This is a genomic window from Streptomyces sp. NPDC034086 (assembly GCF_055575515.1).
Genome location: NZ_JBVISM010000033.1, coordinates 1 through 11210 on the forward strand (window position 1 = coordinate 1; position 11210 = coordinate 11210).

The following is an 11210-nucleotide window of genomic DNA, read 5'->3' on the forward strand; positions in this document are numbered from 1 at the left end:
CCCGCGGAGCGGGACCCCAGGCGCTGCGCGCCTGGGAAGCGAAGCCTCCTCGCTGCGCTCGGAGGTGGCCGCTGCGCGGCCAGTGCCAGGCCTTCGGCCTGGCCGGCCTCCGCTTCGCTCCGGCCGAGGGCCCTTCGCTGCGCTCAGGGAAGGGGGGGGGCAAGCCTCCGCTTCGCTCCGGCCGAAGGCCTCTTCGCTGCGCTCGGAGGAAGGGTCGGCTTGGCCGACCCAAAAGGTCAGGCCTCCGCTTCGCTCCGGCTGAAGGCCCCTCGCTGCGCTCGGGGGGAAGGGGCCTCCGGCCCCAAGGAGTCAGGCCTCCGCTTCGCTCCGGCCGAAGGCCTCCTCGCTGCGCTCGGAGGAAGGGTGGACTTCGCCCACCCAGGGATTAGGTCTCCGCTTCGCTCCGACCGAAGGCCTCCTCGCTCCGCTTGGAGGAAGGGTCGGCTTTGCTGACCCAAGCGGCTTGGCCTCCGCTTCGCTCCAGCCGAAGACCTCTCGCTTCGCTTGGGAAAGCCCGTGGACTTTCCCCACCCAGGATTCTGACCTCCGCTTCGCTCCGGGTGTAGTTCCTCCGTTTCACTTCGGCCTTCGCTTCGTTCGGGAGAGAAGCGAAGGGGCCTCCGCTCCGCTTCAGCCATGACTCCTTCGTTTGCTCTGGGAAGAGAAGAGCGGTCCTTTGCTCTGCTCTGGCTGTAGCCCGTCCGCTCGGTACCGGGGCGGAAGGATGGCTTGGGCTCCGCTGAGGTCGAAGGGTCCTTGCTTTGGTTGGTGAGGGGTCTGGCCCTGGTAAGCGGGCTTGTTGTTGTTCTGGTGGTGTGGGGTTGAGGCTTGTGCGGCTGCTTGTTCTGGGGTGGAGGGCAAGTTGGAGCAGTTGTGTGTGCGTTGATTCTCGGACTTTGCCTCGTGGCTGAGAGCTGGTGTGTGGTGGTTCCGCTTAGCTGTGTGGGCCTGGGGGAGGGGTGGCTGTCACCAGTTCGTGAAGGTTTTTTCGTTGGGCGTTTTTGTTCCGGTTCGGTGATTGGCCCGGACGTTGGCTGAAGGGGGAGTGTCGACTTTGTTGGGGGTTTTCTGGTGGAGGGGGTCCTGAGGGTTGCTTGAGGCTCACTGGAGGGTTGTTGGAGGTAGGGGTCCGGGTGTTAACGCCGTTAATGGTGGAGGACGGGGTGATTCAAAGTGATGTGGGGATAGAGATAGGAATCAGTCAGATTCTGCGTGGTTATGGACAGGGTGTCCGGGGGACTCGGGTCCCTGCGTTCTGGTGGTGGGGCGTCAGGAAACGACGTCTGGGAGCGGGTTCAGGGCGGCATTGAGTGCGCGCAGCGCGGCAGGGGACGGCCTATAGAGGGTACGGAGATGCGTTGCCGCAGGTCAGAGGGGGTACGGGGGGAAAGTTATGTCCCCTCAGAAGGGACATAACTCGGAGGATGTGTCGCTTCTAGGGGGACAGAACTCCTGCAAAATGTCAGTGAGGCTGACGCTTTTTGGGCCAAAACGTCGGGTAGGCTGACGTTTTGGTGGAGATACGTCGCCGAACTGCTTGGGGGCGGGGAGGGGTTGGGTGCGGGGGTCCGGGAGGGGCCGGAGAGGGGCCGTGGCCGAGATGTGTCCCTCCTGGGGGGACACAAGACACGCCGAACGTCAACGAGCGTGACATTAGTGTCACCCTTGTTGACATACTCTCTCTGCAGATCAACGAAGTGGAGAGCATCCTCGTGTCATCAGAGCCACAGCGCCGTCGGCCGAGTCCGTCGCGCGCGCCGCGTCCTGATCTCCCCGTTGATGACGCGATCTCGGCGTGGAGTCAGCCGCTGGCTCCGGTCAAGGATCTGGACAGCCTGGCGAAGCGGTATCCCAGCCGGAAGCTCACGCTGGACGGTGAGCGCAAGCCGCTGGAGTTCTACGGGACGCAGAGTCAGCCAAATGCGTTCTCGATGGACAGCCTCGAGTTCTTCCTGGTGATTGCCCAGTACTTCAGGGAAGCCTTGCCCCTGAGGCTCATCCTGCTGCTGATCGCGTGCCAGCGGGCGGGAGGGCGGATTCCACTTACGCAGGAGGAGATGGCTACGATCCTGGACGTCAGTCGGACAAAGACGTCGGAGGCTCTGCACACCGTCATGTCTCATGGGATCGTCTTCAAGGTGCGGCGGGGTGTGTACCAGTTCAACCCGCCCTACAGTTACCGGGTGGCCGAGTTCATCCCGGGGACGGAGACGGCGGGTGAGTTCGTGAAGGTGGAGCAGCACAGCACCATCTCGCAGATTCGCAGCGACACGAGCCTGCCCGACCTGGTGCGGTTCCCGTCGCTGGACCACATGCGGCAGGCAATCGAGGAACTGCGGGCCGAACGGTCCAAAGAGCGCGCTGCGCGCCGGCTGAGCCGGGCACAGCGCAAGGAAGAAGGGACAGCTCAGTGAGCACCTTGCGATTCGCTGCGGTCAACGCCGACGGGCTTCTCTCCGACCTGGACCTTCCGCCTGCCGCGTACCGTGTGCTGCTGAAGTTGCGTTCGCTGAGCGAGCCGGGCGGGCGGATCCTCATCGACCAGGCCACCATCGGCGGGATGCTGGAGCTGAGCCGGCCGAGCGTCAACGCCGCTCTGCGCAGCCTGGAGCTCGCCAAGCTCGTGCGGAAGGTCAGGAACGGGGTGTACCAGATCAACCCGATGCTGGCCGGGTACAACTCCTTCGAGGACGCTGTCGCGGCCGTGAACGAGATGGCCACCGACGAGCGGCTGGACGCGCGCGGCTATGTCGCCAGCTACCACCAGGCGGTGGCGGAGTATCAGGACCAGCTGGCCGAGCAGCGGAAGAAGCGTGCGGCCCAGGCCGCCGCGAAGAAGGCCGCGGAGTCGAAGCGGCGGCGGACGTTGCACGCCGTGGGATGAGTGCGGCGTGAAGAGGGCCCTGTGAAGGGCTCTGAGGGTGGCTCAAGAGCCTTGGAGGGTCCCGGTGATGTTCCGGGACCCTCCAAGGCTTTCAGGGGCTTGAGGGGGCTTCTGTGACTTCGGGTGGGGGTGGGTCCCCCCTGCGCTAGAAGGCGAAGTCGACGTAGTCGATGTCGGTGAACTCGACCAGGAGGCTGGCGGCGCGGGCGCCGTTGTCCTTGAAGTAGATCTCCTGGAGGGCTTCGGCCGTGAGGTGGCGGAGCTGGGCCTCGGTGGCGCCGGCTTCCTGGGCCGCGAAGAGGCGCCGTGCGTACTCCGGGGGCAAGTGCTGGGTGATGCGGCGCATACGGCCGTCGTCGGTGGTGCCGGGGGCGGCGGTGAAGCCGAAGCGGGCGCGGGTCTCGATGACCAGGCCGGTGGTGCGCGCGGCCTGCTCGCGGGCGCGCTTGCGGACCAGGGGCTGCCAGCGGCGGCGCACCTCGGCTTCCAGGCGGGCCGCGAGGGCCGGCTTGGGCTGCTTGATCTCGTTCTTCACGTAGCGCTCGACCGTGCGCCGGGAGATGCCGAGGGTGGCGGCCACGGCCTTCGTCGATTTGAGCTGCTTGACGAGGAAGCGCATCTGGGCGCCCGCCGACTTGGGGACGGGGCGGGTGAAGTGCGGTTCGTCGGCCTTGGTGAGGCTGTCGGAGATGTCGGACATCGGTTACTCGCCGTCTGCTGCCGCGTCGTGGCCCTTGATGTGGCGGGCCGGGTTGAGGTGCTGGTCGAGGAGCTGGACGGCCCAGAGGAGGGGCTGGGTGCCCTCGTGCTTGACCATGCCGGGGCTGACGCCGAGGCGGAAGCCGCCGGGGAGGGGCTTGCCCTCGGGGGTGCGGGGGAGGAAGTCCAGGGGGCTGGGGCCGTCGGAGAGGTAGACCGCGCAGTCGGAGAGGACGGCGACGGGGTGCAGGCCGGCCTCGGTGGCGAGCTTGCGCATTTTGCGGTGCATGTTGACGCGGGCGGTGGAGATGACGGCGGCGCGGATGTCGGGGCGCCAGGTGGGGCGCTCCAGGGCGGGCCATGCCTCGCCCGGGCGGTAGGAGGCGCCCTGGGGGCGCTCGCGGAGCTTGCCGATGCCGCCCTTGACGGTGGACTTGATGGCGGACAGGACCGCCGTGGCCGTGCGGGGGACGTTCGTCCTGTACGCCGTCATGGCCGTGAGGAACTCGGACTCCGTGAGCGAGGCGGTGATGCCGAGGTCCGCCATGGTGGCCAGGTAGGCGTCGCGGAGCCGGGTGTACCAGGCGTCGAGGTAGGGGCCGTGGTCGGGACGGATCCAGGCCTCGGCGGGCCGGACGTCGTGGCCGAGCTCCTGGGCGTAGGCGAGGGTCGGGGTCGCGTACCAGGCGGGGCCGGTGGGGGGCTTGCCGTGGGGGGTGAAGGGGCTCGGGAGGCGCGGGTCGAGGGAGAGGGAGGAGAGGTCGGCGAGCCAGCACCCGGGGAGCTTGGGGTCGAAGCGGGGGGCGGTGGTGTGGACGGCGGGGCCGAGGCCGACGGTCAGGCGGTTCGCGGCCGCGGCGAAGGCCATGTTCACGTCGATGCCGACGGCGTGGGTGCGGGCGCACTCGGCGTCGGTGAGGAGCTCCGGATTGCGGATCCAGTCGTACGCCTCCTCGTCGAGGACCTCGTCCGGGGTGCGCTGGTGGGCGCGGGGGTAGAGGGCGGCGACCACCGGGTGCTCGTCCGGGGCCTCGGGCGGTGCCGGGTCGACGGGGCGGGTGAGTGAGCCGGGGACGGGTGCCGACTCCCAGGCGTTGGTCTGCGGGTTGCGGGCGGCGCGGGTGGGCGGGCGCAGGGCCGTCATGAGTTCCAGGCCCGTCACGGCGGTGGAGCCGCGGGGGGTGAGGACGCGGGCGGCGTAGGTGGTGAGCAGCTCGGCGAGCTCGGGGGCGGGGAGGTCGGCGGTGTCCTCGCCCCAGGCGCGGGGGTCGAGGGCGCCCCACGGGAGGACCGCGAGCTGGACGCACTGGCGGCCGGTGGTGGGGGAGGCCGGGCGGTAGACGCGGGCCCAGGGGCCGAAGCCGCGGCGGGTGAGCTGCCACTTGGCCTTGGTGAGCTGCTTGACGACGGGGTGGTTGTCGGGGAGGCGCAGGGCGCGGCGGTCTTCGAGGACGAGGGGGAGACCGAGGCGCTCGGCCGCGGGGGCGGTGAGGACGAGGAGGGGGTCGCCGTCCCTGCCGTTGCGGTGGAGGCGGGGGGAACGGAGGTCGGCGTCGGGGCCGAGGGCCCAGGCGATGAGGGAGGGGAGGTCGGAGGTGGGGTGGGGGAGCAGGAGGCCGCCGGCGGCGTGGGCGTGGCCCGTGCCGTCGAGGACGGCGAGGGGGCCGTTGCCCGCGAAGGGGGCGGGCGTGGGGGCGGGGCGGTGAGGTGGGCGGCGGGTGGGGGCCGGGGCGTTAACGGCGTTAACGGTGGGCGGGAGCTCGGGGGTGGGTTCGGGCGCGGGGGCGTTAACGGCGTTAACGGTCGGGGGTGTGGCCGGGGGGGCCGCCGTGGCGGGTTCCTCGGCGGCGGGGTGGGGTGCGGCGTTAACGGCGTTAACGGTGGGGGGTGTGGGCTCGGGGCGGGGGGTGGTGCCGTTAACGGCGTTAACGCCGTTGGTGGGGTCGGCGGGGCGCGGGCCGGGGGTGTCAACGGCGTCGACGGGGTGGCGGGCGGCGAGGCCCTCGAGGAGGCGGGCGTACGCCGCGCGCTTCGGGGGACGCGGTGAGGTGCGGCCGGTTTCCCAGGAGGTGACCGTCTCGCGGCGGACGGAGAGGGCCTTGGCGATCTGGTCCTGGCTGAGACCGGCGGCCTCGCGCAGGCGCTTGCGCTCGTCGGGGTGGGGGAGCCCGTCCTGTGCGGCTGCCTCTTCGAGCAGGGCGTCGACCGCTGCGAAGAGCGTGGCCTGTTCGTTCATCTCGGTCATCGGTACCTCCGGCAGCAGCCTATATGTGAACCGCACCGTTGAACGCACACGAACCGCACGGGGGCGTTAACGCCGTTAACGGCGTTAACGCCCCCGTGCGGTTCGTGTCAGGCGGCGCAGGCGGGCAGGCCTCCGTGGAAGTCGACCATCTCGGAGAACAGTTCCCCGATGTCGAGGTGGTGCCCCGGCTCCGCGCCCGCGGCCTCCGCGTAGGCACGGTGGAGGTTGGGGACCAGGCGTTCGCTGTCGAGGAGCTCGGCGAAGGGGCCGAGGTCGGCCTCGCGCGCCGTCTCCAGCGGGGTGAGGCCCGCCGCGATGCCCGCCGCGGCGAGATCCTGTACGTAGCGCAGGTAGGCCTCGGTGGAGTCGAGCAGCTCGATCCCGCCGACCGGGCCGTGGCCGGAGACGATGGTCCGCGGGCCGAGCGCGCGCAGCTTCTCCGTGACGGCGAGGGAGCCGGAGACCGAGCCGGTGAGGCAGAACGGCGTGGCGCCGGACATCACGATGTCGCCGGTGAACAGGACGCGCTGTTCGGGCAGCCAGACGACGGAGTCGTTCTTGGTGTGGGCGGTGCCCAGGTGCATCACCTCGGCCCGGATGTCTCCGAGGTGGAGGGTGATCGGGGCGCGGAAGGTGAGGGAGGGGAGCTCCACGCCGACGTCGCCCCAGCAGACCTCGGGCCACAGGCCGGTGAGGTGCAGACCGGCGAGGTCCATCTCGGCGCGCGTCGCCTCATGGGCGATGATCACCGCCTGGTCCGCGAAGAGGCGGTTGCCGAAGGTGTGGTCGCCGTGCGGGTGGGTGTTGATGACGAAGCCCGGAGCGTGCGGGGTGACCCGCGCGACCGCGTCCTTCAGCGCCTGGGCCCGCGACTCGGTGGCGGCCGTGTCGATCAGCGCGGGGCGGCCGCCCGCGGTGATCAGGCCCGCGTTGTTGAGGCACCAGCCGCCGTCCGGCTGGATGTACGCGTAGACGTCTTCGGCGACCTCTTGCAGCCGCGGGACGGACGGTGAACGTTCGGTCACTGCTCTCTCCTGGTCGAGGGCATTCAGGGGGTGGAGGCGAGCACCGGGCTCACCCCGGGCCTGGTGAAGAGGCGGTTGTAGTAGACCAGCGGCTCGGCGCCTCCCGTGGAGACGGATTCCACGCGGCCGACGAGGATGCTGTGGTCGCCGCCGTCCAGTACGTCGTGGAGGGTGCAGGCGATCCGGGCGGTGGCGTCCGGCAGGCCGGGGAGGCCGAACTCGCACGGTTCCATGGGGCTTCCGGCGAACTTGTCGTGTCCCGAGCGGGCGAAACTGCTGGCGATGTCGGCGTGCTCCGCCGCCAGGACGTTCACCAGGAACCGGTCGCCGGTGACGAAGGCCTCGTGGCAGGAGGCCGTCTTCGCCGGGCAGACCAGCACCAGGGGAGGGTCGAGGGACAGCGAGCTGAACGAGCTGGCGGTGAAGCCCCAGCGCTGTCCGGCCTGGTCCACGGTGGTCACGACGGTGACCGGGGTGGGCACGTGCGCCATCGTGCGGGCGAAGTCGACGGGGTCGATGGGGGGCAACGGTCCTCCTGGCTCTTGGAGAGTGAGGTGTGGGGCGGCCGGGACGTGTGCGTCACGGCGGCGTTAACGGCGTTAACGCCCGGGCTCCTCCGCCGAGGGCCGGGGTGGCGTTAACGGCGTTAACGCCGGGGGACGCCGCCCGCCGGGGCCGCCGTGGCGTTAACGCCGTTAACGGTCGGCGCGGACCACCATGGCCGAGTTGAAGCCGCCCCGGCCGCGGGCCAGGACCAGAGCGGTACGCAGCCGCCCGGGCCGGGCCTCCGTCACGAGGTCGACCGGGCAGTCCGCCGCGGGCGGGCCGGCGTTGACGGTGGGCGGGATCACCTGGTCGCGCAGGGAGAGCAGGGCGGCGGCCAGGTCGAGGGAAGCGCCTCCGGCGGCGAGCCGGCCCGTCATCGTCTTCGGGGCGGTCACCGGGACGCCGTACTCCCCGAAGAGGGCGGTGAGGGCCTCGGCCTCGGCGCGGTCCGCGTCACGCCGTCCCGCCGCGTCCGCGAAGACCACGTCGACGTCGGCGGGCGTGAGCCCGGCCTCGCGCAGGGCCAGTTCGGCGGCGGCCCGGAGCCGCGGTGCGCCGCCCGAGCCGGGCGCGGGGTCGAAGGTGGTGGCGTAACCGGCGACGGCTCCGTAGATCTCGGCGCCGCGTTCGCGGGCGGCGGCCGCGTCCTCCAGGATCAGGAGGGCACCGCCTTCGCCGGCGACGTGGCCGTCGGCGTCGGGGGAGAAGGGCAGGAAGGCGTGGTCGGGGTCCTCGCTGGTGGTCAGCTCACCGCCGGCGAGGTGGGCCGCCCAGCCCCAGGGGCAGAGGGAGGAGTCCACACCGCCGGTGACCACCAGCCGGAGCCCCTTGCGGAGCTGGCGGCGGGCCTGGGCCACCGCGTCGAGACCGCCGGCCTGCTCGGTGACCAGCACGCCGCTGGGGCCGCGCAGCCCGTTCTTGATGGAGATCTGGCCGGTGTTGACCGCGTAGAACCAGGCGAAGGACTGGTAGGCGCTGACGTACTGGCTGCCCTTGCTCCAGAGGGCTTCGAGTTCCTTCTGCCCGAACTCGAAGCCGCCCGCGGAACTCGCCGTGATGACCCCGGCGGAGAAGTCGGGCAGCTCGGCCGGGTCGATCCCGGCGTCGGCGAGCGCCTCGTCGGCCGCGGTGAGCGCGAGCCGGGTCATGTGGTCGGTCTGCGGCAGGAGGCGGCTGGGAATGTGGTCGGCGGCGTTGAAGCCGGGGACCTCGCCGGCGAGCTTGGCCGGGTACTGCCCGGCGTCGAAGCGGGTGATCGGGCGTATGCCGCTCTCGCCGCGCAGGACTGCCTTCCACCAGGTCTCGGTACCCAGCCCGTTGGGGGCGGTGACACCGATGCCGGTGACGACGGGCGCGGCGGCCGGGGAGAGGCTCGTGCCGCCGGGGCGGGCTGCGGTTTCGGTGGTCATGCGGCATCTCCCAGGCGCGGGCGGGTCAGGATCATGGCGCTCTGGAAGCCACCGAATCCGCTGCCGACGCTGAGGACGGTGTCGGTGCGCTGTTCGCGCGCCGTGAGCGGGGTGTAGTCCAGATCGCAGGCGGGGTCGGGGGTGTGCAGGTTGGCGGTGGGCGGCACCGTGTTGTACTCGATGGCCAGGGCGCTGGCGGCGACTTCGAGGGAGCCGATCGCCCCGAGGGAGTGGCCGATCATCGACTTGATGGAGCTGACCGGGACCTCGTAGGCGTGCTGTCCGAGGCTGCGCTTGAACGCGGCGGTCTCGTGGCGGTCGTTCTGCTTGGTGCCCGAACCGTGCGCGTTGATGTAGTCGACGGCGGTGGCGTCGAGGCGGGCCTCGTCGAGGGCGACCTTGATGGCCTCGGCCATCTCCACGCCGTCGGCCCGGAGGCCGGTCATGTGGTAGGCGTTGCAGCGGCTGGCGAAGCCGGAGATCTCGGCGTAGACGTGGGCGCCGCGCTTGCGGGCGCTCTCCAGTTCCTCCAGCACCAGGACGGCGGAGCCCTCGCCCAGGACGAAGCCATTGCGGGTGGCGTCGAAGGGCCGGGAGGCGGTCTCGGGGTCGTCGTTGCGCGGAGACGTGGCCTTGATCGCGTCGAAGCAGGCGAGGGTGATCGGGGAGATCGGAGCCTCGGTGGCGCCGGTGATCATCACGTCGGCGCTGCCCTCGCGGATCAGCTCGACGGCGTGGCCGATGGAGTCGAGGCCGGAGGTGCAGCCGGTGGAGACGACGGAGACGGGGCCCTGGGCGTTCACGCGCCAGGCCACTTCGGCCGCCATCGAGCTCGGTACGAAGTAGTCGAACAGGTGGGGGACCGCCAGCGTGTGGTCGACCTGCCAGGTGCTGCCGCCCCGGCTCACCGCGTTGTACTCGGTGTCGAGTCCCGTGGTGCAGCCGACCGCGCTGCCCAGGGTGACTCCGGTGCGCGTCGGGTCCAGGTCGGCGCCGGCGAGGCCGCTGTCGCGCAGGGCCTCGTCCGCGCTGACGATCGCGAACTGCGCGGCCCGGTCGAGCCGCAGGGCCTCTTCGGCGGTGAAGCCGTGGTCGAGGGGGTCGAAGTCGGCCTCTGCGGCGATACGGGAGCGGAACGCGGAGGCGTCGAACAGGCTGATGGCGCGGGTGGCGGTCTTCCCGGCGGTGAGGAGGGACCAGAACTCCTTGGTGCCTACCCCCCCGGGTGCGACCACGCCGATTCCGGTGATGACGACGCGTCGGCTCATTGAGTGTCCTTCACGAGTGAGTCCTTCTGCTGAGCATTCGGTACGGCGCTTGCGGCGCGCCTGCCTCTCGCAACCTGCTGCCGTCCGAGCCTGGGAAACCCCACTCGATGCCTGATCGAACCCTGATGGTGGGACGGCCGGGCCGCTGTCCAGGAGTGCTGACGCGGGCGATTCCGAGGCCGGCTCGAGTTGGCCTCCAGCGGGGGCCCGGAGCCTGCCCGTAGGTCACGTAGTTGAGCATCGAGGAGTTCGAATGTCGGAGCAGGCTGGGCGGGTTGCTGTCGTCACGGGTGCGACCAGTGGGATCGGATTGGCAGTGGCCCGGCTGCTGGGCGGTCAGGGGCACCGGGTGTTCATCGGTGCCCGCAACGCGGGCGATGTCGCCGCGACCGTGAAGCAGCTCCAGGACGAGGGCCTCGAGGTGGACGGAGCGGTGGTGGACGTCCGGTCCGCCGAGGGGGTCCGGACGTGGATCCAGGGCGCCGTCGACCGTTTCGGCGGTGTCGACGTGGTGGTGAACAACGCGGGCCGTTCCGGCGGTGGTGTGACGGCCGACATCGACGACGAACTGTGGCACGACGTCATCGACACGAACCTGAACAGTGTGTTCCGGGTGACGCGCGAGGCGCTGACCACGGGTGGTCTGCGGGCGAAGAACTGGGGCCGGATCATCAACATCGCGTCGACGGCGGGCAAGCAGGGCGTTGTCCTGGGTGCTCCGTACTCGGCCTCCAAGCACGGTGTGGTGGGCTTCACCAAGGCACTGGGCAACGAGCTGGCCCCGACGGGCATCACCGTGAACGCGGTGTGCCCCGGGTACGTGGAGACGCCGATGGCGCAGCGGGTGCGGCAGGGCTATGCCGCCGCGTACGACGCGACCGAGGAAGCGATTCTGGAGAAGTTCCAGGCGAAGATCCCCCTGGGCCGCTACTCGACGCCGGAGGAGGTCGCCGGGCTGGTGGGTTACCTGGCTTCGGACACCGCTGCCTCCATCACCTCGCAGGCGCTGAACGTCTGTGGTGGTCTCGGCAACTTCTGATCCCCGAACGGTTCGTCCCGAGTCTGAAGGAGTCATGAGCATGTCGCAGTCCGGTCTGCGGGAGGTGGAGCACGAGATCACGGTCTCGGCTCCGG

General features: G+C 70.4%; 9 protein-coding genes. 3 read left to right on the forward strand and 6 right to left on the reverse strand.

The window, feature by feature from the left end; genetic code table 11:
* Positions 1-1697 precede the first annotated feature (1697 nt).
* Positions 1698-2414, forward strand: a complete 717-nt coding sequence (locus tag ACZ514_RS32070) for a hypothetical protein (protein WP_323188313.1) — start codon at positions 1698-1700, stop codon at positions 2412-2414.
* A complete protein-coding gene (locus ACZ514_RS32075) occupies positions 2411-2884 on the forward strand; it encodes a MarR family transcriptional regulator (protein WP_388946398.1) in 474 nt (157 codons plus the stop codon). Before ACZ514_RS32070 ends, ACZ514_RS32075 begins: the two co-directional genes overlap by 4 nt.
* A 145-nt stretch (positions 2885-3029) precedes the next feature.
* On the opposite strand, the gene tpg is transcribed toward ACZ514_RS32075, so the two are convergent.
* The 6 genes from tpg to ACZ514_RS32105 all read right to left on the reverse strand — a co-directional run bounded on the left by tpg (position 3030) and on the right by ACZ514_RS32105 (position 10076).
* Positions 3030-3584 carry a telomere-protecting terminal protein Tpg gene (gene tpg / locus ACZ514_RS32080; RefSeq protein ID WP_469126322.1) on the reverse strand — a complete coding sequence of 185 codons (555 nt, stop codon included), beginning with the start codon at positions 3582-3584 and terminating at the stop codon, positions 3030-3032.
* Positions 3585-3587: 3 nt separating this feature from the next.
* Positions 3588-5819, reverse strand: a complete 2232-nt coding sequence (gene tap / locus ACZ514_RS32085; protein WP_469126323.1) for a telomere-associated protein Tap — start codon at positions 5817-5819, stop codon at positions 3588-3590.
* A gap of 116 nt (positions 5820-5935) precedes the next feature.
* Positions 5936-6853, reverse strand: coding sequence for an MBL fold metallo-hydrolase (locus ACZ514_RS32090; protein ID WP_468175923.1), 918 nt, complete (start codon positions 6851-6853; stop codon positions 5936-5938).
* Positions 6854-6876: 23 nt separating this feature from the next.
* Complete coding sequence (locus tag ACZ514_RS32095) at positions 6877-7380, reverse strand: flavin reductase family protein (RefSeq protein ID WP_468175926.1); 504 nt, start codon at positions 7378-7380, stop codon at positions 6877-6879.
* A gap of 168 nt (positions 7381-7548) precedes the next feature.
* Positions 7549-8808: a ketosynthase chain-length factor gene (locus tag ACZ514_RS32100; protein WP_468175929.1), complete on the reverse strand. Its 1260-nt coding sequence runs from the start codon at positions 8806-8808 to the stop codon at positions 7549-7551.
* On the reverse strand, positions 8805-10076 hold the full coding sequence (locus ACZ514_RS32105) for a beta-ketoacyl-[acyl-carrier-protein] synthase family protein (RefSeq protein WP_468175932.1): 1272 nt from the start codon (positions 10074-10076) through the stop codon (positions 8805-8807). The genes ACZ514_RS32100 and ACZ514_RS32105 overlap by 4 nt, the downstream gene beginning before the upstream one ends.
* A gap of 253 nt (positions 10077-10329) precedes the next feature.
* Between ACZ514_RS32105 and fabG the strand changes: the two genes are divergently transcribed.
* Positions 10330-11115: a 3-oxoacyl-ACP reductase FabG gene (gene fabG / locus ACZ514_RS32110; protein ID WP_468175935.1), complete on the forward strand. Its 786-nt coding sequence runs from the start codon at positions 10330-10332 to the stop codon at positions 11113-11115.
* Positions 11116-11210 lie beyond the last annotated feature (95 nt).

Bases quoted from the DNA above. Each gene is read 5' to 3' on its own strand.
- tap (WP_469126323.1), bottom strand. From the start codon at position 5,819: ATGAACGAACAGGCCACGCTCTTCGCAGCGGTCGACGCCCTGCTCGAA.
- tpg (WP_469126322.1), bottom strand. From the start codon at position 3,584: ATGTCCGACATCTCCGACAGCCTCACCAAGGCCGACGAACCGCACTTC.
- ACZ514_RS32105 (WP_468175932.1), bottom strand. From the start codon at position 10,076: ATGAGCCGACGCGTCGTCATCACCGGAATCGGCGTGGTCGCACCCGGG.
- ACZ514_RS32100 (WP_468175929.1), bottom strand. From the start codon at position 8,808: ATGACCACCGAAACCGCAGCCCGCCCCGGCGGCACGAGCCTCTCCCCG.
- fabG (WP_468175935.1), top strand. From the start codon at position 10,330: ATGTCGGAGCAGGCTGGGCGGGTTGCTGTCGTCACGGGTGCGACCAGT.